20 protein-coding genes and 1 tRNA gene are annotated in these 22382 nt (G+C 65.2%); 7 read left to right on the forward strand and 14 right to left on the reverse strand.

The genetic code is table 11. From position 1 onward, the window contains the following. Nucleotides 1-19 precede the first annotated feature (19 nt). On the reverse strand, nucleotides 20-1036 hold the full coding sequence (locus tag AC0L3U_RS01360) for an amino acid ABC transporter substrate-binding protein (protein WP_473360401.1): 1017 nt from the start codon (nucleotides 1034-1036) through the stop codon (nucleotides 20-22). Nucleotides 1037-1431: 395 nt separating this feature from the next. Here AC0L3U_RS01360 and metC point away from each other — a divergent pair, with 395 nt between their 5' ends. Both metC and AC0L3U_RS01370 read left to right on the forward strand, forming a co-directional pair. Continuing rightward, nucleotides 1432-2616, forward strand: a complete 1185-nt coding sequence (gene metC / locus AC0L3U_RS01365; RefSeq protein WP_473360402.1) for a cystathionine beta-lyase — start codon at nucleotides 1432-1434, stop codon at nucleotides 2614-2616. A gap of 155 nt (nucleotides 2617-2771) precedes the next feature. After that, a complete protein-coding gene (locus tag AC0L3U_RS01370) occupies nucleotides 2772-4463 on the forward strand; it encodes a Na/Pi cotransporter family protein (RefSeq protein WP_473360403.1) in 1692 nt (563 codons plus the stop codon). A 6-nt stretch (nucleotides 4464-4469) separates the two neighbouring features. On the opposite strand, the gene AC0L3U_RS01375 is transcribed toward AC0L3U_RS01370, so the two are convergent. The 6 genes from AC0L3U_RS01375 to AC0L3U_RS01400 all read right to left on the reverse strand — a co-directional run bounded on the left by AC0L3U_RS01375 (nucleotide 4470) and on the right by AC0L3U_RS01400 (nucleotide 15654). Continuing rightward, a complete protein-coding gene (locus AC0L3U_RS01375) occupies nucleotides 4470-4808 on the reverse strand; it encodes a lipid-A-disaccharide synthase N-terminal domain-containing protein (protein ID WP_027517911.1) in 339 nt (112 codons plus the stop codon). Further along, nucleotides 4805-5551 (reverse strand): glycosyltransferase family 2 protein, encoded by a 747-nt coding sequence (locus tag AC0L3U_RS01380; protein ID WP_473360404.1) that lies wholly within the window; start codon nucleotides 5549-5551, stop codon nucleotides 4805-4807. Before AC0L3U_RS01380 ends, AC0L3U_RS01375 begins: the two co-directional genes overlap by 4 nt. Before the next feature lie 63 nt (nucleotides 5552-5614). Beyond that, a complete protein-coding gene (locus tag AC0L3U_RS01385; protein WP_473360405.1) occupies nucleotides 5615-6460 on the reverse strand; it encodes a phosphatase PAP2 family protein in 846 nt (281 codons plus the stop codon). A 1-nt stretch (nucleotide 6461) separates the two neighbouring features. Further along, nucleotides 6462-8204, reverse strand: coding sequence for an ArnT family glycosyltransferase (locus AC0L3U_RS01390; RefSeq protein WP_473360406.1), 1743 nt, complete (start codon nucleotides 8202-8204; stop codon nucleotides 6462-6464). A 50-nt stretch (nucleotides 8205-8254) separates the two neighbouring features. Next, nucleotides 8255-10363, reverse strand: coding sequence for a penicillin-binding protein 1C (pbpC, locus tag AC0L3U_RS01395; protein ID WP_473360407.1), 2109 nt, complete (start codon nucleotides 10361-10363; stop codon nucleotides 8255-8257). An 86-nt stretch (nucleotides 10364-10449) separates the two neighbouring features. Further along, the gene (locus AC0L3U_RS01400; protein WP_473360408.1) at nucleotides 10450-15654 is read right to left on the reverse strand and encodes an alpha-2-macroglobulin family protein; all 5205 of its coding nucleotides are present in this window, start codon (nucleotides 15652-15654) and stop codon (nucleotides 10450-10452) included. Nucleotides 15655-16056: 402 nt separating this feature from the next. Here AC0L3U_RS01400 and AC0L3U_RS01405 point away from each other — a divergent pair. After that, a tRNA-Arg gene (locus AC0L3U_RS01405) sits at nucleotides 16057-16133 on the forward strand. Nucleotides 16134-16288: 155 nt separating this feature from the next. Beyond that, nucleotides 16289-16531 carry a hypothetical protein gene (locus AC0L3U_RS01410; RefSeq protein WP_473294165.1) on the forward strand — a complete coding sequence of 81 codons (243 nt, stop codon included), beginning with the start codon at nucleotides 16289-16291 and terminating at the stop codon, nucleotides 16529-16531. Nucleotides 16532-16594: 63 nt separating this feature from the next. Here AC0L3U_RS01410 and AC0L3U_RS01415 read toward each other — a convergent pair whose 3' ends face one another. Then, nucleotides 16595-16912, reverse strand: a complete 318-nt coding sequence (locus AC0L3U_RS01415; protein WP_231170941.1) for a hypothetical protein — start codon at nucleotides 16910-16912, stop codon at nucleotides 16595-16597. A gap of 63 nt (nucleotides 16913-16975) precedes the next feature. Continuing rightward, nucleotides 16976-18259: a hypothetical protein gene (locus AC0L3U_RS01420; RefSeq protein ID WP_473360409.1), complete on the reverse strand. Its 1284-nt coding sequence runs from the start codon at nucleotides 18257-18259 to the stop codon at nucleotides 16976-16978. Nucleotides 18260-18407: 148 nt separating this feature from the next. Between AC0L3U_RS01420 and AC0L3U_RS01425 the strand changes: the two genes are divergently transcribed. After that, nucleotides 18408-18635, forward strand: a complete 228-nt coding sequence (locus AC0L3U_RS01425) for a DUF2171 domain-containing protein (RefSeq protein ID WP_063994351.1) — start codon at nucleotides 18408-18410, stop codon at nucleotides 18633-18635. A gap of 348 nt (nucleotides 18636-18983) precedes the next feature. Here AC0L3U_RS01425 and AC0L3U_RS01430 read toward each other — a convergent pair whose 3' ends face one another. Then, nucleotides 18984-19133, reverse strand: coding sequence for a hypothetical protein (locus AC0L3U_RS01430; protein WP_197031201.1), 150 nt, complete (start codon nucleotides 19131-19133; stop codon nucleotides 18984-18986). 245 nt (nucleotides 19134-19378) lie between these two features. Here AC0L3U_RS01430 and AC0L3U_RS01435 point away from each other — a divergent pair, with 245 nt between their 5' ends. Continuing rightward, nucleotides 19379-19540, forward strand: coding sequence for a hypothetical protein (locus tag AC0L3U_RS01435; RefSeq protein ID WP_473360410.1), 162 nt, complete (start codon nucleotides 19379-19381; stop codon nucleotides 19538-19540). A 106-nt stretch (nucleotides 19541-19646) separates the two neighbouring features. Here AC0L3U_RS01435 and AC0L3U_RS01440 read toward each other — a convergent pair whose 3' ends face one another. From AC0L3U_RS01440 to AC0L3U_RS01450, 3 genes are all read right to left on the reverse strand, one after another. Continuing rightward, the gene (locus AC0L3U_RS01440; protein ID WP_473360411.1) at nucleotides 19647-20423 is read right to left on the reverse strand and encodes a hypothetical protein; all 777 of its coding nucleotides are present in this window, start codon (nucleotides 20421-20423) and stop codon (nucleotides 19647-19649) included. Between the two features lie 184 nt (nucleotides 20424-20607). Continuing rightward, entirely contained in the window at nucleotides 20608-20856 is a 249-nt protein-coding gene (locus AC0L3U_RS01445; protein WP_473294161.1) for a membrane protein, read from the reverse strand. A 94-nt stretch (nucleotides 20857-20950) separates the two neighbouring features. Beyond that, a complete protein-coding gene (locus tag AC0L3U_RS01450; protein WP_247286132.1) occupies nucleotides 20951-21187 on the reverse strand; it encodes a hypothetical protein in 237 nt (78 codons plus the stop codon). A gap of 268 nt (nucleotides 21188-21455) precedes the next feature. Here AC0L3U_RS01450 and AC0L3U_RS01455 point away from each other — a divergent pair, with 268 nt between their 5' ends. Continuing rightward, complete coding sequence (locus AC0L3U_RS01455; RefSeq protein ID WP_007591299.1) at nucleotides 21456-21803, forward strand: DUF6481 family protein; 348 nt, start codon at nucleotides 21456-21458, stop codon at nucleotides 21801-21803. A 137-nt stretch (nucleotides 21804-21940) separates the two neighbouring features. On the opposite strand, the gene AC0L3U_RS01460 is transcribed toward AC0L3U_RS01455, so the two are convergent. Beyond that, nucleotides 21941-22183, reverse strand: coding sequence for a pentapeptide MXKDX repeat protein (locus AC0L3U_RS01460; RefSeq protein ID WP_007591301.1), 243 nt, complete (start codon nucleotides 22181-22183; stop codon nucleotides 21941-21943). Between the last annotated feature and the right edge of the window lie 199 nt (nucleotides 22184-22382).

Below are 22382 nucleotides of genomic sequence, written 5' to 3' on the forward strand. Positions count from 1 at the left end.
GAGCGCGGATCAGGCGGGGTCAGCGGATCGGCGGCGCGTACTGGAGACCGCCCTTGTTCCAGAGATTGTTGAGACCCCGATTGATACCGAGCGGCGAGCCTGCGCCGACGTTGCGGTCGAACACCTCGCCGTAATTGCCGACGGCCTTCACGATGCGCACTACCCAGTCCTTGCTCAGGCCGAGCTGTTCACCGAAATTGCCGTCGGTACCCAGGACGCGCTTCAACTCCGGATTTTCCTGTTTCGTCTTCTCGTCGACGTTCTTCGCGGTCACGCCGAGCTCCTCAGTGGTGATCATGGCAAACAGCGTCCATTTCACGATGTCGAACCATTGGTCGTCGCCGTGGCGCACCATTGGTCCGAGCGGTTCCTTCGAGATGATTTCCGGGAGCACCATGTGATCGCCGGGATTGGCAAGTTTCAGGCGGTTGGCGTACAGGCCCGACTGGTCGGTGGTGAAGACGTCGCAGCGTCCGGCCTCGTAGGCCTTGACCGTTTCGTCGTTGGTGCCGAACGCGATCACCTCGTACTTCATGTTGTTGGCCTTGAAGTAGTCGGCGAGATTCTGTTCGGTGGTGGTGCCGGTCTGGACGCAGACCGAGGCGCTGTTGAGCTCGAGCGCCGAGTTCACCTTGAGCGACTTCTTCACCATGAAGCCCTGCCCGTCATAATAGGTCACGCCGGTGAAGTTGGCGCCGAGCGAGGTGTCGCGCGAGATGGTCCAGGTGGTGTTGCGCGACAGCACGTCGACTTCGCCGGATTGCAGCGCCGTGAAGCGGTCCTTGGCGGAGAGCGGCACGTACTTGACCTTTGTCGGATCGTTGAAGATCGCCCCGGCGATCGCGCGGCAGACGTCGACGTCAAGCCCGGTCCAGTTGCCCTTGTCGTCCGGCGAGGAGAAGCCGGGCAGGCCCTGACTGACACCGCAGGACAGCATGCCCCGGTCCTTGACGGTCTTGAGCGTTTGCGCATCGGCGGCTTGGGCAGTCAGGCCGGCGGCGAGAGCGAGAGTGAGAGCCAGGATTACGCGTTTCATGGGCTTTGGGCCTTTCAAAGTCGTCTCAAGGTCAGGAACGTTGTCTTTGCGATCGTCTCTGCCAGGGCTAGCCGTATCAAGAGCAGCCCTGCAAGAGTCATGCTGGAAAACCTTGCCGATCACCCGCCGATCCCGGGAGGCCCTACCTTAATCCCCGCCGATGGCGCCCGCCGTTGCGGCTGTGGCGCTTGGTCCGGTCAGGCGATGGATCGAAGGTCGCGGCAGGCCCCTCAACATGCGGCGACTGAATAGCACCTGCGATAACAGAACGACTGGCGTGCCGGGTCAAGGGGTTGACGGGACTCTTCTGTGTTCTGTTATTAACAACAGCGGCCTTTCGGCCTGCCCGCGGGCGTAGCGCGCCTGGTGGAAACGCGCTTTTTGAAAGCAGACGCATGGATTCCTCACACCCCTCCGAACAGCACGCCGAGACCCGACTGGTCACCTCCGGCCGCGACACCAAGGCGCAGAAGGGGTTCGTCAACCCGCCCGTCTTCCACGGCTCGACCGTGCTTTATCCGACCGCCGAGGACCTGCACGCCCATCGCGGCGAGTTCCAGTACGGCCGGCACGGCACGCCGACGACCCGTGCGTTCCAGGAGACCCTGATGGCGCTGGAGGGGCCGCAATGCGCCGGCGTCGGCATCGTGCCGTCGGGTCTGTCGGCGATCTCGACCACCCTGCTCTCGGTGCTGAAGGCCGGCGACCACATCCTGGTCTGCGACAACGTCTATCGCCCCTCACGCAATTTCTGCAACGGCATGCTCACCCGCTACGGCGTCGAGACCACCTACTTCGATCCGACGATCGGCGCCGGCATCGACAAGCTGTTCAGGCCCAACACAAGCGCCGTTCTGGTCGAGGCGCCCGGCTCGCAGTCGTTCGAGATGCCGGACATCCGCGCCATCGCCGAGGTCGCGCATGGGCGCGGCGCGCTCGTCATCGACGACAACACCTGGGCGACGCCGCTCTATCACCGTTCGCTCGAACAGGGCGTCGACATCAGCATGCAGGCCGCCACCAAATATATCGGCGGCCATTCCGACATCATGTTCGGCACCATTTCGGCTAATGCCAAGGCTTGGCCGCAGATCGCCGAAGGCATCCGCCTGCTCGGCGTTTGCGCCGGTCCCGATGACGTCTTCCTGGCACTGCGCGGCCTGCGTACGCTATCGGTGCGGCTGGCGCAGCATCAGCGCTCCGGGCTCGACATGGCGCGCTGGCTTGCGAGCCGTCCCGAGGTCGCGCGCGTGCTGCATCCGGCGCTCGAGACCGATCCGGGCCATGCGATCTGGAAGCGCGACTTCACGGGCGCGTCGGGCCTGTTCAGCATCGTCCTGAAGCCGGCGCCGCAGAAGGCGGTCGACACCATGCTCGATACGCTCAAACTGTTCGGCATGGGCTTCTCCTGGGGCGGCTTCGAGAGCCTGGTGATTCCCTTCGATTGCGACGCCTATCGCACCGCGACCAAGTGGGCGCCGGGCGGCCCCACCCTGCGTCTGCATATCGGGCTCGAAAGCGTCGACGACCTCAAGGCCGACCTCGATCGCGGCTTCGCTGCCCTCAAGGCAGCAATGTGAGCCTGCTCACAAGGCATCGCGCCTGCGGACGCGCCAACGCGCGCCGCAGGAACGCGTGGCCGCTGCAAACGTTGACGCCCCTGCGCCAAGAAATGGTTTGAACCTCAAGCATTTGGCGCTAGCCTCACCAATCGACTCCAATCCGGAATCGGAGCATGGGAACGTTGGTACTGCTCGATCTGATGGGCGGCGTGGCGCTGTTGCTGTGGGGCCTGCACATGGTCCACAGCGGGATTCTGCGCGCCTTCGGCCCGGACTTGCGACGGCTGCTCGGCAAGGCTCTTGGCAATCGCTTCAACGCGTTCGCCGCCGGTCTCGGGCTGACAGCGCTGCTCCAGAGCAGCACCGCGACCGCGCTGCTCACGAGTTCGTTCGCAGCCGAGGGCCTGCTCAGCCTGGTCACCGCGCTCGCCATCATGCTCGGCGCCAATGTCGGCACGACGTTGATCGTGCAGGTGCTGTCGTTCAACATCGCCGCCGTCGCGCCTGTCCTGTTCGTGCTCGGACTGGTCGCCTTCCGCGTGGGTCCTCGCTCGCGGATCAAGGATGTCGGCCGTGTCTTGATCGGTCTCGGACTGATGCTGCTGTCGCTGCACATCCTGCTGGACACGCTGGCGCCGGCCGAGAACGCGCCGGGCGTCCGCGTCGTGATGTCCTCCATCACGGGGGATCCCGTTCTGTGCATCGTGATCGCAGCGCTCGTCACCTGGGCGGTGCATTCGAGCGTCGCCAGCGTGCTGCTGATCATGTCACTCGCCTATTCGCAGTTCATCTCGCCTTACGCCGCGCTTGCACTGGTGCTTGGCGCCAATCTCGGCAGTGCCATCAATCCTGTGTTCGAAGGCGCCAAGCGTGACGATCCCGCCAGCTATCGCCTGCCGGTGGGCAATCTCGTCAACCGCGTGATCGGGATCGCGCTCGTCCTGCCCTTCCTGGGCCCGATCGCCGAGCACATGCACGCCTGGCAGCCGGATCTCGCCAGGATGACGGCGGCGTTTCATATCGCCTTCAACGTCGGCACGGCCGTGATCTTCATCGGCCTGCTCGACACCATGTCACGCTTGTTGACCCGGCTCCTGCCCGATCGCGTGCAGGAGGCCGATCCGGCCCGGCCGCGCTATCTCGATGAAACCGCGCTGGAGTCGCCGTCGCTGGCACTGGCCGATGCCGGCCGCGAAACCCTGCGCATGGGCGATCTCGTCGAGATCATGCTGCGCAAGGTGATGGCGGCGATGATGAGCGGCGACCGCGCGCTGGTCGACCAGGTCTCGAAAATGGACAACATCGTCGACGGCCTCGACGAAGCCATCAAGCTCTACGTGACGAAACTCATGCGGGGCAGCCTCGACGAGAGCGAGGGCCGGCGCGCCATGGAGATCATCTCCTTCGCCATCAATCTGGAACATATCGGCGACATCATCGACAAGAGCCTGAGCGAGCTCGCGACCAAGAAGATCAAGCGCCGCTTTCAGTTCTCGCCCGAGGGCGCCGAGGAGCTCGCTGCCTTCCACAAGCGCACGATGGATTCGCTGCGCATCGCCTTCGGCGTCTTCATGTCGGGCGACGCCAACGAGGCACGCAAGCTACTGGTGGAGAAGACGGCGCTGCGCAATACCGAGCTTGCCGCCGTCGAGCGCCACCTCGACCGCCTGCGCGAGGGCCGCCCCGAGACCATCGAAACCACGTCGCTGCATCTCGACGTGCTGCGGGACCTGCGCCGCATCCACTCGCATATCTGCTCGGTCGCCTATCCCGTGCTCGACGCGGCCGGCGAGCCCCATCGCAGGACCGAGACGGAGACCGCCGCCCTGCCCGCCTCAGGCGCGGCGTCAGTGGTGCCGCGCTAGCGTGGATCAGCGCTCCAGCGTCTTTGACGCCCGGCCGCGGTTCTTCACGATCAGCATGATGTTGCGGATGTAGATCACCGTGGCCAGCGCCTGGCCGAGGATGATGACAGGCTCGCGCTTGACGACGCCATAGACCAGCGTCATCAGCCCGCCGCCCATGGAGCAGAACCAGAACGCCATCGGCACCACGCTGTTGCCGGCACGCTCGCTCGCGATCCACTGCACCAGAAAGCGCGCGGTAAAGAACAGCTGCGCGACCAGTCCGAACGCGAGCCAGAAGTCGAACTTGGCCACGAAGACGTCGTAGAAATAGTTGCTCAGCGCCTGACCGTATTGGATGATCATGCCTTCACCTCAGTCACATCCGGCGTCGGCTTCTTGCGGCGGATCAGCCACCACACGCCCACGAGATCCATGATGCCGATCCACAGCCGGTCGAAGAAACCGTAGTTTGACACGCCGGAATGTCGCGGGCGGTCGATTACGTCGACATAGGCGATCTCGTAGCCCTCGCGGCGCATCAGCGCCGGCAAAAAGCGATGCAGCCCGTCGAAATAGGGCATCATCAGGAACACCTCGCGCCGGAACGCCTTCAGGCCGCAGCCGGTGTCGCGCGTACCGTCCTTCAGGATCGCGTTGCGGACGCCGTTGGCGACGCGCGACTGGAATTTCTTGAAGCCGGTATCCTTGCGGCCGACCCGTTGTCCGGCGGCAAGTCCGACCTTGCTTCCGTTCTCGACCGCCGCGATCAGGTCCGGCAGGAAAGCCGGATTGTTCTGGCCGTCGCCGTCGAGCGTCGCCACGATCGCGCCGCGTGCCGCACGCACGCCGCTGCGCACGGCCGCGGATTGGCCGCCTGATTTGGCATGGCGCAGTTGGCGCAGATTGTCCCGCTGCTTCATGACCGCGCCGAGCCGTTCGCCGGTCGCGTCGGTCGAACCGTCATTGACGTAAATGATCTCATAGGCCCAGCGGCCGTCGAGCGCCGCGCCGATCTCCTCGATCAGCGGCACAATGTTGTCGGCTTCGTTGCGCACGGGAACGACGATGGAAACCGAGGGCTGGAAAACCGAAGGCTGGGACGACAAATCGAAGCTCGTGGTTGGAATTGGCTTGGCTCGGGAACCGGCGGGCCCGGCAGGCAGCCGCTTTTATGGGGCGGATGCCCCGTGGGCAACCCTTTTGAGGCGGCCCGAGACCGCCCCTGCAAGAGGCACAATGGTGCCGTCGGCACGGATGGCAAAGCCGAGCCTGCGGGCCGCGAACCAGTAGCGCACCGCCATGGCGCCGACCATGCCGACCAGGGCGCCGGCCACCACGTCGCTCGGATGGTGCGCGAGCAGCACCAGTCGTGTCAGCAGGATCACGATCGCGTAAGTGAACATGAATACGCGCAGGCGCGGCCATAGCGCCGAGACCGCGAACGCCAGCGCGAACGCCGTCACCGCATGACCCGACGGCAGACTGGCATAGGCCCCCGTCCCCTCGAACGGGATGAAGTTGAACGGATTGGCCTTGCCGCCGACGAACGGACGTCCGCGGCCGATGAGATATTTCAGGATCTCAGCGACGAATATCGGCACGGCAACAGACAGAAACATGAACTGCAGCCGCGTGCCGAGGCCGAGCAGCAACGCGCGGCTTGTGCCGCGCAATCCCGCCGCAACCAGCGCCAGCACCACCAGCACGCTCCCGAGCACCGAGAGCACATACTCGTCCTTGCCGAAATCTGTGAGGATGCGGATCGGCCACAGACCGGGCGTGCCACGCGCTGGCATCAGCTGGATCTCGGTCAGGTCGAACACGACCATCAGCGCGATGACCAGGGCTGCGCCCGTCGCACTGAGCCACAGCGAATGCCGCGCCAGCTTTCGCGCGGCCTCGGCGCGGCGCGAATGCGAGGGCGTACGCACGAGTTGCGCCAAAGCGCGCCCCGACAGGGTGAGCAATTGCGCGGGATAGCTCGCGCGCGGCGCGATGTCGGTTGGCGCCGACATCCTACTCGGTGCCTTCCGAGCGGAAGATCGAGATCGAGATCGCACGCCCTTGGGAGAAATTATAGCCGTCGATGCGTGTGCCAACCTTGTAGCGCAGCCCGATCGCCTCGGCACGCTGCACGAAGCCGCGCTCCGAGCGCTGCTCGATCAGCGCGAACCGGCAGCTCCCCTGCCGCAGGAAATCCGCCGCGCCCGAACCGTCGGTGAGCACCGTCTGCGTACCCGTCAGGAAGACGAGGCTTGGCTCGTGATAGCCGGCCGCGGCTGCCTTCGGGCCGACGCAGGTGACGTTGCGAAGTGCGCGTGCGATCTCGATGCTGGGAAACAGCGGCGTCAGCGACGGCAGCACGATGCCGTAGACCGTCACCGCAAGCATCAGGGCGGCGACCAGCGCGTTGAGCAGCGAGCGCTCGGCGTGGTTGTTGTCGTGAAGCCACCAGGCGAACAGGCCGAAAATCAGCGAGGCCGCGATGAACGGCCAGGCCACGAAAGCAGGCTGCCGCGTCAGCATCACCGCGCCGACGACCGCGATGATCGAGCCGCCCACGGGGATTGCAAACCACCAGGCCGAGCCGCGCATCAGCCAGGACCAGGACAGCACGCGCCGCTCCAGCGCGCCCGCGGTGAGGATCGCGATCGCAGGGTACAGCGGCAGCACGTAATGCGGCAGCTTGGTCAGCACCACCTCGAACACGATCCAGGACGGGACCAGCCAGGCCAGCAGGAACTGCGCGCCGGGCTCGCGCCGCGCGCGCCAGACCGCGGGCGCGGCCATCGCCGCGAGCGGCGCGCCGGGCCAGAACGTGATCCAGAACAGCACCAGATACAGTCCGGGCGGCGCGCCGTGGGATTCCTGCGCGCCCAACTTGCTCAACATGTCGCCGCCGACGGAATCGGCGAAGAAGGCATCGCCCGCGCGCCAGAAGATCGCGACGAACCAGGGCAGCACCAGCACCAGCATCCACATCAGGCCCCAGAGCGGGCGCAGCTTCCAGAGCCAGGAGGCATCGCGGTCCTGGATCGCGAGCGCGACGATGGTCAGGCCTGCGAACATCAGGATCAGCGGGCCCTTGATCAGGATGCCGACAGCGAGAGCCGTCCAGAAGATCGCGGGCCAGCTCCAGGGCGGATGCGTCTCGTCCTCGGCGCGCTGCCACGACAGATACGCCCGTGCCATCGCGCCCATCGCGGCGACCACGCAGAACAGCAGCATGGCGTCGGTCTTCGCAAGCCGCGCCTCGACGCCGAGCAGCACGGAGGCGCACATCAGAAGGGCTGCAAGCACCGCGGCGCGCCGTGTGACGAAGCCGAGCGCCGTCCAATAGGTCATGAGCACGGCACCGATGGCGCCGATCAGCGACGGCAGCCGGTAGACCCAAATACGCAACTCGGCCTTCGGCAGACCGAGCGCCGATGCCGTCTCGACCGCGGCCGATTGTAGCCAGTAGATCCCGACCGGCTTCTTGTAGCGGACGTCCTCCTGGAAGCGGATATCGACATAATCGCCACTCTCGACCATCTGCTTGGTGGCTTGCGCAAAGCGCGCCTCGTCGCGGTCAACCGGCGGAATCGTGAAGAAGCCCGGCAGGAATAGCAACAGCGCGCACAGCAGCAGGAAGCTCACCGCGCGGACGTGGCTGGCCGTGGCGATATCGAACATCGACACGAGCCGGCTGCCCGGATTCACCGGGGATTTCGGCTCGCGCGGAGCTCCAAAACGGGGTGTTGGGTAGGTCTCGGCCATCGGTTCCGCTTACGCTGAAACCGCCATCGCCACAACCGCTTGAGGCAGGGTCATTGAATTCGAATGACGACTGTGTCCGCGGCGCCCGTGGCGTCGATGACGGTCAGCCGCGCAAAGCCCGGACCGGGCGGATCGATCAGCCGCTGGCGCCGTCCGTCGATCTCGCCTAGCGCCGTTCCGTTAACCATGACGGTCATGGGCAGGACACCGCCGGCGACCTTGACCGGCATGGCTGCGCCCGCCTCGCCACCTGAGCGATCGACGTCGATCCGCGAGCCGTTCAACGGAAACTGGATGTGCAGGGCCTGCTCGCCCCCCGTCCGCACCAGATCCCCGACTGGGCGGAACCGCCTCAAGGGCAACGGCAGCTTGGCGTTGTTGGCGACCAGGGTCCCCTTCGGTGGCTTCGGCAACGGCAGGAGCGTCTTGCCGGTGCGGGCGAAGGCGTCGAACAGGATAGGCGCGGCGGCGACGCGCCCGATCAGGCCTGGAACTGGGGCGCCGTCGGGCCGGCCAACCCAGACGCCGATGGTCATGCGCCCGTCGAAGCCCATCGACCAGGCGTCGCGGTAGCCGTAGGAGGTGCCGGTCTTGAAAGCGATGCGGTTGTGGGCCGCGTTCTCCGGCGGCGGGGTGCCGAGCAGCACATTGCCGACCTGCCAGGCCGCGACCTGATCGAGCAGCCGCAGCGGCTCGCGGTCGTCCCTTTCGCTCATGATCTCGCGCAGTGGCCTGGTGGTGCCGAGCCGGGCGAAGCCCGCATAGAGCTGGGCGAGATCCTGTAGCGTCACGCCGACGCCGCCAAGGCCCATGGCAAGTCCCGGCGCCTCGTCCTTGGGCAGCACCAGATTGCCGCCGGCCTGACGCAGCCGCGAGGCCAGCCGGCTCGCGCCGACGCGGTCGAGCAGGACGATCGCGGGCACGTTCAGCGACAGCTGCAGCGCCTTCTTTACCGCCACCGTGCCCTGGAACGTCATGTCGAAATTCTCCGGCGCGTAGGAGCCGAAGCGCACGGGCCGATCGTCGATCAGACTGTCGGGGTGGACGAAGCCGTCCTCGAAAGCGAGCCCGTAGATGAAAGGCTTCAGCGTCGAGCCCGGCGAACGGACCGCGCGGGTCATGTCGACCTGCCCCGCCCGGCGATCGTCGAAATAATCCGCCGAGCCGACGCGCGCGAGCACGTCGCCGCTCTCATTGTCGACGACGATGATGCCGACCGAGATGTTCGGCCCCAGCGCAATGGCACGGTCGCGCGCCAGCGGCTCCAGCACCTTTTGCAGGTTGGCATCCAGCGTCAGCTTGATGATGGGGGCGTCCTTGACCGTCGCAAGCGCCGCATCGGAGGCATGCGGCGCCAGGATCGGCATTGGCTTGCGCAGCTTCGGCACGGGTACGGCCTTGGCCTGCATGGCGTCGTCGAGGCTAATTTGTTGTTCCTCGACCATGCGGTCGAGCACGCGGTCACGCGCTTTGCGCGCCGCATCCGGATAGCGATCGAGCCTGCGGGTCTCCGGCGATTGCGGCAGCGCGACCAGCAACGCGGCTTCAGCCAGCGACAACCGCTTCGGCTCCTTGCCCAGATAGGCGATCGAGGCGGCGCGAATGCCCTCGAGGTTGCCGCCGTAAGGCGCGAGCGCCAGATAGAGGTCGAGGATCTGCTCCTTGCTCAAGCTGCGCTCGATCTCGATCGCTCGCACCATCTGCCGCAGCTTTGCATGGAGCGAGCGCTGCCGCCGCGGCTCCATCAGCCGCGCGAGCTGCATCGAGATGGTCGAGCCGCCCGAGACGATGTGGCCGCGCGTCCCAAGCTGAAACGCAGCGCGCCCCAGTGCCAGCGGGTCGATGCCGTCATGTGCGTAAAAGCGCTGGTCCTCATAGGCGAGCAGCAGCTTCAGATAGGTCGGATCGACGTTCGTTCTTGTCTCGACCGGCAGCCGCCACCGTCCATCCGCCATCGCATAGGCACGCAGCAGCTTGCCGTTGCGGTCGACGATGGTGGTGGAAACCTGGCGGGCTTCGTCGAAAGGCAGCGGACCAAGTGAGTAAACCCACGCGACGAAGCCGACGATGGTGAGGATAAACGCGAAGGCGGCTATCGACAAAACGCGACGGCCCCAGCCCCGCGCTCCGTCATGGCCGGGCTCGTCCCGGCCATCCACGTTCTTGCCAATAGCACCTAAGTCCGTGGATGCCCGGGACAAGCCCGGGCATGACGACTGAGTATGTGGCTCGGCTTTCATTTCACTCACTTCGCCGCCCGCACCTCGACCGTGCCGGTCCCGGTGCGGCCGTAGCGCGAGGGATTGTACATGTCCTCGACATGGGCTTGCGGCAGCACGTATTTGCCGGGCGAGACCACACGCACGACATAGGCCACCGTGAACACCGCCTTGGAATCCGAGGCGCGGTCGACGGCCGCCGTGAAGCGGTCGTCGCGGAACTCGGTATCCTCGGGCTCTTCGCCATCTTCGATCCAGCCCAGCGTGCCGCTGTCGCCCGACGACACCAGTTTCGGATTGTCGATCTCGAGGCCGGCCGGCAGATAGTCGGACACCATGATGTGGCCGTACTCGGGCTTGGCCTCGGTGATCTTCAGCACCACGGCGAAGCGGTCGTTCTGCTTGACCTTGCTGATATCGGCGGGCCTGCCGTCGAGCGTGAAGAAACTGCGCTCGATCTTGAAGCCGTTCGAGGCCGCGGGCTCCGGCGTCACCGGCGAGCCCGACACCGAGATCACCGCCTGCACTGGTGCATCGCCGGTGTTGGTGATCTTCAGCGGCTTGCCCTCGAGCGTCACAGCCTTGTAGCTGCGGTACAGCGCGGTCTTGACCGGCTGGCCATCCACCTCCATCGACAGATTCTCCTTGGCGAGCGCGCGCGCCGCCAGCACCAGCCACGCATTCTCCTGCGTGGAGGTGTAGGGCGTCAGCCCGCGCGCGGTCTCGACCCGCGACACCGCCTGCGTCAGCGTCGCCTTCGGCGCGTTGCCTTCGCTGGCAAGCGACACCAGCGCTGCGGCATCGCGGAGCTGCGAGCCGTAGTCGGTGCGGCCGAACTCCAGCACCGGTTTTGGCGCCAGACTGTCGAGCGCTGCGCCATAGACCCGCTCCGCACGGTTGCGGTCGCCGACCAGCGCGAGCGCCGCGGCGAGCTGCGACTTCGCGATGGGAGTTGCGAGGTTGGAGAGCTTGGTGTCGGCGAGATAGCGGAGGTCGCCGATCGGCGCTGCACCGTTGCGCGCCAGCACGTAGAGGCCGTAAGCGAGATCGCGGCCGCCGTCCTTCTCCGGCTCGTTGCCGTTGACGACCGAGTTGCGGATACGATCCAGCGCGGTCTTGAACAGCACATCCGGGACCACAAAGCCCCTTTCGCGGGCGCGGGTCAGGAAGTCGGTCACGTACGCGTCGAGCCAGGCGTCGTCACCGCCTGCGGACCACAGCCCGAACGAGCCGTTCGAGCCCTGGCGCGCCAAGAGCCGCTCGATGGCGTCGCGGATGCGCTGGTCGACCTCGGTGTCCATGGCCAGATGCGCGCCGGCCGCGAGGTCGTTGACATAGAGCAACGGCATGGCGCGGCTGGTGATCTGCTCCGAGCAGCCATGGGGATAGCGGTCGAGCGCCTTGAGGATCGTCGCCGCATCAAGCGCAGTCGACAGGCTGGCCGAGACCGAGACGCTGCCGGTGCCCGGCACGAGATCGGCGAACATATCCGAGGTCAACGTCAGGCTCTCACCCTTCGCCAGCGTCCGGATCGAGCGCCGCGCCAGGACTTGCGTCGCCGCCTTGACGTCGAGCGCATAGTGGCGCGCCAGCGCCAGGCCATTCGGCCCCTTGATGTCGACATCGAGCGTGGCCTGCCCCGCCGCAGTCGCGTCGATAGCGAGCGAGAAGGAGTTGCGCTGCTTGGCGGCGAGCTTGACCGTGGTCGCGGGATTGCCGGTCATCTTCACTGGCCCGCCCGTCTTCACGTTGATGACGTAGTCGCCGGCCTGCCCTTCGACATTGTCGATCTCGAGATTGACCGTGCCGTGGTCGCCGTTGAGCAGGAAGCGCGGCAAGGTCGTGGTCAGCACGACGGGATCGCGGATCACCACATCCGTGTTGGCGCGACCGAGCTTGGTCGCGGTCCACGCCACCGCCATCACGCGCGCGGTGCCGGCGAACTCCGGAATGTCGAAGCTCACTTCCGCTGTGCCGTCAGCGGCAACGGTGACGATGCCCGAATAGAGCGCGAGCGGCTTTTGCGCGGGCGGCGAGCCCTGGAGCTCGGCGGCACCGGCGTCGCCGCCGGACTTGATCTGCCCGCGCGTGCCCGACATGCCGTCGATGAGTTGCCCATAGAGATCGCGGATCTCCGCGCTCAGGCGGCGCTGACCGAGATAATAGTCGTCCGGCGCCGGCGGCTTGTAATTGGTGAGATTGAGGATGCCGACGTCGACCGCGGCGATCACGATCTTGGCGTCCTCGCCCGGATTGAGTCCGTCGAGCTTGACCGGGATCTTCAACATCGCATTCGGCCCGATCAAAGCCGGCGGCGTCAGCTTCACTTGCAACGTGCGGGTCTGCTTGTCGATGCCGAACCATTTGAGGCCGATGGCACGGCCCGGCATGCGTTGCGCGGCCGCATCGAGCGGCCGGCGCAGCGTCGCCACCACATAGGCGCCGGTGCCCCAGTCCTTGCCGACCGGGAGCTTCACCTGCGCGGTGCCTTCCTTGACGTCGATGGTCTGCGTCGTCAGCAGGCGATCGCCGAGCACGTTGACCGTCAGCTTGCCGGCGCTGCGGACGTTGACCGACACGGTCATCGTGTCGCCCGAGGCGTATTGCGGCTTGTCGATCGAGGTCTCCAGGAGGTCCGGCGTGTCGGCGCTGCCGTCGGAATACCAGCCGACATCGAACTGCACCGTAGTCACCGGGCCGTCGGCGTCGTTCGACTTCACGTCCAACCGGTAGCGGCCGGGCCGTGGGGTGAGCGAAATCCGCGACGGCTTGTCCGCGGCAACGGTCACGTCGCCGTCAGAGACGCGCGAGGTCGATTTGACCGGCTCGTACTCCCAGTAATTGCTCTGGCGATACCATTGGTAGCGCGACTCCATCTTCAGGAGCTCATAGCGCAGGCCGTCGCGGCGAAGCCTCTCACCCTCGGGCGAGACGAACACGACATCGAACTCGGCCTTGTCGCCCTCGGCGACGTTCTTGTCGCCGAATAGCGGCTTGATGCCGATCATGGCGGCAGCAGGCGCAACCGGCAGCACGATCTTGCGTTCGACGGCGCGGCCGCCGGTCTCGACCATGCGCACGAAGATCTGCGCCTCCTGCGGCCGCGTCGAGGCCGGCTGCTTGTCGAGCGTGACCGGGAAGGTCGCAACGCCATTGGCATCAGCTTCCGGCAGGTTCTCCAGCGGCGTGCGCTCGTTCGAGGTGGTCTCCTCGTCGGCGATGCCGAACTGGTAACCGGCGAAGCCCGGCCGCTCGGACGCGGGCGCGACCAGCATGTCGCCTTCGAGCGCCAGGCCCGAGGCCGGCGCGCCATAGAGGAAATGACCGTCTGCCTTAAGCTCCACTGGAGCGTTAGCTTTGATCAGCTTGTCCTTGGCAGACAAGTCGAATTCGATCCGATCAGGGACGTAGTCCTCAACCATGAACGTGGTCTCGCCGACCGAAGAGCCCTTCGGATCGGTGAAGGCGCGCACCCGCCAGGTCCCGGTCGGGACGGCCGAGTTGAGCGGCACGGACAGGGTGCGCCCGCCGGCGCCCTGGTCGGCCAGCACGGCGCGGCGGTATTCGACGCCATCAGGGCGCTCGATCACCAGGGTCATCGGCCCGCCGGTGACGGCATTGCCCTGCCCGTCGCGCAACAGCGCGGTCAGATAGACGGTCTCACTGGAGCGGTAGACGCCGCGCTCGGCATAGACGAAGGCGTCGGCGCCCGCAGGCACGGCCCTGCCCGAAACGCCACGGTCGGACAGGTCGAAGGCGGAGGACTTGAGGCTGAGGAAGGCATAGTCGGCCTTCTCACCGGTCACGGTGAGCATCGCCGGCGACAGGCCGCCCTCGCCGCGCGCAAGCCCTGCCTCGAACAGCAAATGGCCGCTCTCATCGGTCTTGCGGGTGGCCAGGATCTCGTTGTTGCGCGCGACCAGCCGCACCTCGGCTTTGCCGACCGGATCGGTCGACGCCAGCGAATTCACGAAGACGTGGATGCCGTCATTGCCGGAATAGGCCGTGACCCCGAGATCGGAGACGATGAACCATTGGGTGGCGAGCTGGTAGTCGTCGTCCGAGCCCGGCCCCTTGGCTGCGGCCGTCATCACATAAACGCCGGGCTGCAGTTCGCCGAGCGCCTGGTCGACCGGGAATGCGGTGGTGACGTCCTGGTTCAGCGTCATCGCGGTCGCAAGCTCGCCGGTCCAGACTTTCACGCCGCGCTCGCCGCCGAGATCACTGAGCTGGTATTTCGAAAGCGTCTTCTGGAAATCGCTGTCGACCACGGTGTTGATCAAATTGCGGTCGCCGATCCGGAACACGTTGATGTTGACGGCTGGCGTGTTGACGCTGACCACGGGAATACCGCGCTGGCCGGTCCTCGGCAGCACATAGGCGCGACTGTTGAAGCGCACGAAGGGCTTGCGGTCGCGCACATAGACGTTGAACTCGGCCGATTTCGGCAGACCTTCCTTCACGGTGGACGGCAGACCGGCGCGCAGATTGATGTTGTAGCGCTCGCCATGCTTGAGCCCATCGACGCAGAGTTGCTTGCCCTCGGCCGACAAAGCCGGCTTGTCCTGGCCCGCCAGCGCGAGGTACGGCGCGAAATCGGTGCGTTTTGCCAGCTCCTCCGAGAACTGAAAGCAGGCGCGTGGACTGGCGGAGTCCGAGTCCACGGTGTAATCGAGCAGCCGAAACCCGTGCTCGTCGCGCATCTTTTCATATTGGCCGCGGACATCGGCGACCTCGCGCATGTCGAGCGACAGCCGCAGCGCATCCAGCGCCGGCCGCCACAGCTTGCGTTCGGACAGCGACTTGCCGAGCACCGCGAGCGCGTCGGCCTCCTCGCCCGCATTGCCGGCGCGCTGGTAGGCGATGTAGGCGGCAGTCGAGGCGCGCTCCAGCAGGAACGTCTGCTCGCTCGAGCTCTTCGGCGATATCTGGAAGATGACCTTTGCCAGCCGCAGCCAGTTGCCGGCGTCCTCCGGCGTGGTCGCCGCGATCTGGCCGAGCACCGACAGGCCGGTGCGATAGTCGTTGCGCCGGAAGGCAGCATCGGCGTCGGTGCGCAAACTTGCGCCGGACTTGGCGACCGGCCCCGCCTCGCCCTTGATCTGCGCCTCCAGCTTGATCGCGGAATCGGCGAGGTCGTCGCGCTTGAAGGCTTTGTCGGCGGCCTGCGCTACGCTAAGGCCGAACGCCAGCGTGGCGCAGAGTGTGACGGCGCGAACAAGACCGATCATGGATGGACTCCCGGAAATCGCGGACGAACGCCGCTTGTCGCATGAAATGCGCGGAAAGGTGACGGACTCAAGGCGATGGAACCAAAGGTGGAGATCGTCGCATTCGCCATGACAAGGCACGCCCAGAGGAGACCGATCAAGCTACCGCCGCGCACGCCGTCCTGATGGCGCAGCAATACCCGACCAGTCGTCCGGCGGCCGTGTCCCGGAAGCTTTCCAGCGTTCCCGGCGATGTGATCCATCGTCCAGTCCGCTGCCGCTCAACCCGGCACCCTGACACCCCACCGTTCCGCTTTGTCGCGGCTTCGAGGAAAACGGTTCGGTTCAGGCTTGGCGAAAGACGATATTTTTCATAATGGCATGGTAGATGAACAGCCGGCCCCAACCAGGGCGGCTCAAGACGGTCCCGTAGCTCAACTGGATAGAGCATCAGATTTCTACTCTGAGGGTTGCAGGTTCGATTCCTGCCGGGATCGCCATTTTCAGTCTCGCACGTTGATCGTGGTCCCGATCTACGGCGCGCACCTGCAGAATCCGCCCTTCACGAACGCGTGGGCCGCCTCGCTCCGGGCTTTGATCTTGGCAAACGAGCCCTATCTATCCGCCGAGCGACGTGCGCCCGATAAGGACTTCGATGCCACTATCCGACTTGACGAGAATGGCTATCGCATCGGCGGTGGCGATTGTGGCAATATCGTTCCTGGCAGTTGACGCGGGAGTCGTGAACTCCGGTGTGGTCACAAAGCCCATCGCGACGGCGCGGGCCACTATCGCGGACGCTGCGGCGAGTCAGCACCAACTCGCCTTCGCCGTTCAGGCGTGGGCGCGTCGCGACCACCAGAAGCCTGCCGTGGAAGAATGCCTGGCGATCGATTGAAGCAGCGCAGTTTGTCGCCGCTCTCGTCTCGCGGATGTATGCGCAACGTAACAATCATGTTTGTTACAGGCCATTATTCCCCCGGATGAAGATCGTCCAAATCCAGCCGAACAGTGCGCTCAAGGCGGCGACCGATGCGGCGATTGCCGCGGTCCGAGTCCACCAGATCTGCCGCTCGTGCCGCTCGATATCCGCCTCGGATTTTTGATTATCTTTCCAGTTCAGCCATTCCTGGGCGAAACCGATCGTCATGACGGGCGCGGTTCCGATCGCAATCGCCCCTGCGGATGCCGCGTCGGTCTGGGCTAGGCGCGCTCGGACGTTGGCTGCACCAGTCTTTTCAAGCACCGCAAGCCATTGCTGGGACTGTTCGTCTGACACATGCCACGTGCATTCCCTGTAAGGAAACGCTTTCGGTCGCTCTGTCATGGCCTTGCACCGTACTCACCCTTCAGTGTCGCCCTGATGTCGCGCCCACCACCCGGCAATCGCCGCCGCGAGATCCTTCCACAACTCGGTCGGCAGATCCGGCACCGCCACCCGGACGCTGTACCGATCCGTAGTCGCGTCGTGAAACCACTCGGTCGCCGCGAAATCAAAACCAAAACTGCCGGCGTGGCGAATGGGGAAGCCTTTGCCGCCGAGGTCGCGGCTCATGTCGTCGGCGGCCCGCCGCGCGGTCGCCTCATCGAGGGCGCGCCTGCCGCGAAGCGTGACATAGAGGCCGTGGGTGAAATGCAGCTCGGCCGAGAGCGACGCGAGCTCGGAGGCGAAATATCGCGCCGTGTGGCGACCGTTACGCAGGATCGCCGCGACGCGCTTTTTCGTCAGGGCCCAATAGGCCGCTGAGCCCACGAATGGCGGAAAGTGCGCCGGCAGCGCCGCGCCACCGAGAAGCCGGACGGCATTGCGGGTTTCCGTCGCCAGGCTTTCAGACAGCAGCTGGCCTGCCTTGAGGTCCTTCCGGCTCCAATGCACGAAGACGGCAGAGCCGAGCCGGCCGTATTCCACCCCGAGCGAATCCAGCTTGTTGTGGCTTCGCACCAACACGACGGGAATGTCCCATCGCGCCGCCCATCTCAGGACGCGCCGGATGCGCCCCGATCTGCCGGCGAAACATGTCGTGTCGAAAATCAGCAGATCGAGCCCCGAACCGTCGCAACGCAGAGCCGCTTCGAACGCTCCGGCAGGGGCGCATGAATCCAGCAGGAGAAGCCGCGGCGAGGCCGCCGCAGCGAACGCTTCGCCCAGCGGGAGCCTGGCGGTCACAAGCCGTAAATGGGGAACGAGGCTCTCGATCAGCTCCAGTGTCTCGCCGTAGGTGCCCTCCAGCACCACGACGTCTGCCTTGCCGATGATTCGTGCGGACGCGAGCAGCAGCGCGGAAATCGCGGCCATGCCGGAGGCGGTATAGATCGCCTCGCTCCCGCAGCCCCGCTCGAGTTCATAGAACGAGGGACCGCGCACCTTGAGGTCCGCGCGCTGATAATCGTAGCTGAACACGAACGGACCGCTGCTGGGAGACGCCGCGTGCGACCAGGCCGTTTCCGTCGCCTTCCAGTCCTGCAGCGCATGTTCCGCGCGTAGCGCGGCGGCGAGCTGAAACTTGGAGTCCACGACCTCGTCGACCGATTGCGGACGAGCCAAATGCAGCGGGCTCCTCAGGCAATCGTTCAGCAGCCCGATTTCCCTGTGCTTTCGTTCGAGATAGGCCTCGGTGGTCTCCATGCGGATCTTGATAAGGGTCTTGATGCGGATCTTGGCAATTGCGACTGCCTTTCAACGTTCGGCGAACGCATTGGCTCCAACAGCAGGGTCCGCTCATCCTTGCAACGAAGACCGGTCCTCGCCGTTGACACTGCACAAGGAGAACAGCATGAGCGAGATCAGAGAGCACATGAAGATCATCGGCAAGGACGGCGCACCTGTCGGCACTGTCGACCGCGTCGAGGGCAACCGCATCAAGCTGACGCGGAAGGACAGCCCGGAAGGTCACAAGGACCATCATCATTACATCGACACGAAATATGTGGGTGCCGTCGAAGGCGATGTCGTCAAGCTCTCCGTGAATGCCGACGCGGTGCCGAAGTCGGAAGCTGCCTGACACAGTGCAGCCCTTCGGGGACCTTTTGTTTGTTCACGGTCCTGCTTCGCTTCGTTCCCCGAAACGAATCGCGATCGGAAAATCGTCGTCCGAACGAGTCTTAACGTAGCGTTTCGGCGGCTCGCGTCAGGCGTCGACCGTCACGAGCACGGCCGCAGCCGATGGGCGTCGATGGCGGCGTTCTGGCGCGAAAAGAATTGAGGGGGCGGGGAACGAACCTGCGATCGGCGCGTTCGAAATTCAGTGGTGCCGATTTGCCAGCCCCGATCGGCTCTCGAGAACCCCGTGCTTGTCCCCCCGAGCACGGGGTTTTTCTGTGAATACCGGTTCTCTCGTAAGAGCGTGGCCTCAGTCCGTCCGCTCTTCGCGCCGGTCGCGGGCGAGTTGATGCCAGGCCAGGGCCAGCTCGATGAGACGTTGCCGGTCAGGACCTTCCGCCGCCACGGCGCGCTTCATCGCCGCCTCGGCTTCATGCTGTGGATCGTACTTGGTACACATGAAGCCAATTCTAGCCGGACGATCTGGACAAGCGCGTGGCAATTTCGTCCGTATGATTGCGGGGTTAATGCCGTCGTCGTGGATTTGCGACGCGATCCAACTCACGCATCTGTCGAACGAGCGGCAACCATTGTGGGCTTGATGCCCGTCGATCTGTGAAGTGCGTCACAGCCGGCGCCCGGCGTCTCCGCTAAACAGTCCTCAGCGCTCCCAGAGAGCGAGAAGGCTTGGGAGATATTCCCGTCATGACGCAAGAAGCCGCAGCCGAAATTGCCGTCCCGACGCGGCGCGAACGATCCGACCCACTCGGCATTGCATATCTTGCGACCGTCGGCATCGTGATGCTGGCCTGGATCGCAGGCCTGGTCTGGGCCGCGATCGCGTTCTTCGGCTGGCTGGTGTCCTGACGCGGGGGCGATCCCCGTTCTATCCGCGCCGGCTGACGGCCAGCGCCAAAACGAAATGAGGCGGGCTCTTGGCCCGCCTCATCGCTTCAGGTCTCGCCTGGCGTGCTCAGTAACACGCGCGGGGATCAGCCTGCACATACTGGCCGCTCGGATAGCGGTAGTAGCAGTTGCCTTGGGCCAGATAGTAGCCGGGGCGCGAAGCAGCCGTCGCGCCAGCGATCGCGCCGGTGGCACCGCCGATCACGGCGCCTGCGGCCGCACCTGAGGCGTTGCCCGAGATCAGGCCGCCCAGCACGCCGCCGACGATGGCACCGCCAAGGGCGCTCGCGCCGGGGTCGGCTGGCGGTGGAGGCGGCGGCGGTTCGTAGGCGACGGGCGGGGCGTAGGCTACCGGAACGTCGTCGTAATAATCCTCAGAAATGTAGGCCGGAGGCCCCTCCATCCGCTGCGGATAATAATACCGCGCGCCGCCCACATCCCACCACCAGCCGGAGCGGCCGTTGTGGACTTCGTGGCGCCAGCGTCCGCCATCCCAGGCGAGATGGCCGCGATAGGCGTGTCCGTCCCAATCGCGCGCCGGCGCGGGACCCCTGGCGTAATTGCGTCCGGGCGGCGGACCGCCGGCATTGCGCGGCGCAGGACCTGCACCTGCATGACCAGGACCGCCACCGTGGGGCTGGCCGGCCTGTGGCGCAGGCCGGACGGCCTGCTGCGGCGGCGGACCCTTGCGCATATTCTGAGGCGGAGCGCCGGCGCCTGGCCCGGCCGATGGCTGGGCGGCGTCTCTCGGCGGCCTAGCGTCCTGAGCTTGCGCCGGGACGGCGAGCAATGCCATGGCCGAAACCAAGGGAATGATGATCTTGATGCGACTGGACGCACTCATGCGTGCTTGCCCCCTACTCTCTCGATTGCCGTCAATGGCCGTGATGCCTCGCGCGATAGACGATTCGGCTCGCGCTGAGCTGATGCCGGCCGACATGACTGACCTGCTTTGGTCGCCCAAGTCCCGTTACAAATGATTAAGATCACGACATTTTTTCGTCCGGGCGGGCCGCTCCGGAGTGCCTCTAGCGGGCCGGCTCGATCACATTGCAGTTGCTTCGCCCGGACATCAGGCAGTCCTGCATCTTGCTCGCGGAGGTGAGATCGCGGGCGAGCCACCAGCCGACGCCGAGGATCACGATCGCGATGATCAAGCCGGCGATGGCGCCGCGGCGGTTGTCACCGGATTGAGGTTTTGGAGGGGATTTGAGCTTAGCGCCCGGTTCGGGCTTAGCTTCGGACTTAGGCTCGGAATTGGCTTCGGACTTGGACATGGCAGACCGGATCACGGGGCGAGCGGGCTTTATCACCTCTGCGGCGTGGCGTCACATCCTGCCCAAGCTTCTCCCGGTTAGCCTCTTCTCCCGGTTAGCCTCGGGTCGGCCGGATCGCTTCCTTGCGCGAGGTTTCGACCGCCGGGATCGCCTGCTGGACCCGCGGTGCGCAGGTCGTAAGTACAAACGCGGTCTGGGTGCATTCCCAATCTGCACCCAGGACGGCACTTTCGATCGGCTGCGGGCCAGCGAGGAGCAGCGCGGCGCCGGCCAGGGCTGCCACCGCGACGGCGATTGCGAGCGCCTTCAGGCTCAGTCTTGAGATCGTCATACCCGTGCTCCGCGTCTCATACCCGGGCGGACGCTAGGCACCGCCCTGGTGCCCCCTTATGAGGGACATCACAATTCGGCAGTTTTTCGGGGCTACGAGAGATCGTCGGGGGCGGCGATTTTCGTCTACCTGATCGGCTGCGATTATAGGTGGCATCACGACGCGCGCCGATGTACACGCATCTGCGTCGCGCGGCGCCCGCTATGCCCAGCCGACGTACCAACAGGCAGTGATGTAGGATCGAAAGCGAGGATGACAAGGTTCGCCGATGAGTGGATTTAGGGAACCAGGCTTCTCCGACCGACAAAAGGCGGCACAGGAAGCACGCAAAAACCTTTTGAACAAATTCAAGTCGCAGCCGGGGCCGGATGATCCCGCGGTTGTGGCGAAGCGTGCGGAGCGCGAGGCCCTTGCGGCCAAGCGCGCCGAGGCAAAGGCTGCGCGCGAGACGGAAAAGGCCGAGCAGAAGCGCCTTCAAGAAGAGGCTGCCGCGCTCGAGGCCGCGCGGATCGCCCGCGAAGCCGAAGAAGCCGTCGCGAAGGCGGCCGAAGCCGAGGCCGATCAAAAGGCCAAGCGAGACGCCCGCTACGCCGCCCGCAAGGCAAAGCGCAAGTAACGTTCGCAAGTCTAGCGCTCGCAAGTCACGTTCAATTGAATTTGGACTGAAACAATATCCGGGGGCGGTCTACGTGACCGCCCCCGGATTTTTGGCGCGCGCCTGCCTGGCGCAAGCGCCTCCTCGACGATGGAAGATCAGTGCTTCTTCATCATCCCGTCGTCTTTCTTCATCCCGTCCTTCGACATCGTGTCCTTCTTCATGCCGTCGTCCTTGGACATGGTGTCCTTCTTCATGCCGTCCTTGGACATCGTGTCCTTTTTCATCATGCCGTCATCCTTGCCCATCTTGTCCTGAGCAAAGGCGGCCGGCGACAGCGCGAGGCCGAGCGAGAGAACGGCCGCCGAAACGCCGAGCGCGATGCGGGTACGAATGGTCATGACTGGTCTTCCCTTCGAGATGATGTTTGTCAGCGACGGACGCCGCTATCTGATCTCGACGGATTGCCACGGGGCGTTGTTACGCGCCCGCCGATAAATTTCTGCGGGCCGGCCGGAATCCTTGGTTCTGCGGATGTAGGAAATCAGGAGTGTGCAACGCAACATGACGAACACTTGCCGCGGCATTCGGTCTCGAACT

It is taken from the genome of Bradyrhizobium sp. Kon69 (assembly GCF_055807515.1).

Excerpts from the sequence above, each read along its gene's own strand:
- AC0L3U_RS01360 (WP_473360401.1), bottom strand. The coding sequence starts at position 1,036 with ATGAAACGCGTAATCCTGGCTCTCACTCTCGCTCTCGCCGCCGGCCTG.
- metC (WP_473360402.1), top strand. The coding sequence starts at position 1,432 with ATGGATTCCTCACACCCCTCCGAACAGCACGCCGAGACCCGACTGGTC.
- AC0L3U_RS01370 (WP_473360403.1), top strand. The coding sequence starts at position 2,772 with ATGGGAACGTTGGTACTGCTCGATCTGATGGGCGGCGTGGCGCTGTTG.
- AC0L3U_RS01375 (WP_027517911.1), bottom strand. The coding sequence starts at position 4,808 with ATGATCATCCAATACGGTCAGGCGCTGAGCAACTATTTCTACGACGTC.
- AC0L3U_RS01385 (WP_473360405.1), bottom strand. The coding sequence starts at position 6,460 with ATGTCGGCGCCAACCGACATCGCGCCGCGCGCGAGCTATCCCGCGCAA.
- AC0L3U_RS01390 (WP_473360406.1), bottom strand. The coding sequence starts at position 8,204 with ATGGCCGAGACCTACCCAACACCCCGTTTTGGAGCTCCGCGCGAGCCG.
- AC0L3U_RS01400 (WP_473360408.1), bottom strand. The coding sequence starts at position 15,654 with ATGATCGGTCTTGTTCGCGCCGTCACACTCTGCGCCACGCTGGCGTTC.
- AC0L3U_RS01410 (WP_473294165.1), top strand. The coding sequence starts at position 16,289 with ATGCCACTATCCGACTTGACGAGAATGGCTATCGCATCGGCGGTGGCG.
- AC0L3U_RS01420 (WP_473360409.1), bottom strand. The coding sequence starts at position 18,259 with ATGGAGACCACCGAGGCCTATCTCGAACGAAAGCACAGGGAAATCGGG.
- AC0L3U_RS01425 (WP_063994351.1), top strand. The coding sequence starts at position 18,408 with ATGAGCGAGATCAGAGAGCACATGAAGATCATCGGCAAGGACGGCGCA.
- AC0L3U_RS01430 (WP_197031201.1), bottom strand. The coding sequence starts at position 19,133 with ATGTGTACCAAGTACGATCCACAGCATGAAGCCGAGGCGGCGATGAAG.
- AC0L3U_RS01435 (WP_473360410.1), top strand. The coding sequence starts at position 19,379 with ATGACGCAAGAAGCCGCAGCCGAAATTGCCGTCCCGACGCGGCGCGAA.
- AC0L3U_RS01440 (WP_473360411.1), bottom strand. The coding sequence starts at position 20,423 with ATGAGTGCGTCCAGTCGCATCAAGATCATCATTCCCTTGGTTTCGGCC.
- AC0L3U_RS01445 (WP_473294161.1), bottom strand. The coding sequence starts at position 20,856 with ATGTCCAAGTCCGAAGCCAATTCCGAGCCTAAGTCCGAAGCTAAGCCC.
- AC0L3U_RS01450 (WP_247286132.1), bottom strand. The coding sequence starts at position 21,187 with ATGACGATCTCAAGACTGAGCCTGAAGGCGCTCGCAATCGCCGTCGCG.
- AC0L3U_RS01455 (WP_007591299.1), top strand. The coding sequence starts at position 21,456 with ATGAGTGGATTTAGGGAACCAGGCTTCTCCGACCGACAAAAGGCGGCA.
- AC0L3U_RS01460 (WP_007591301.1), bottom strand. The coding sequence starts at position 22,183 with ATGACCATTCGTACCCGCATCGCGCTCGGCGTTTCGGCGGCCGTTCTC.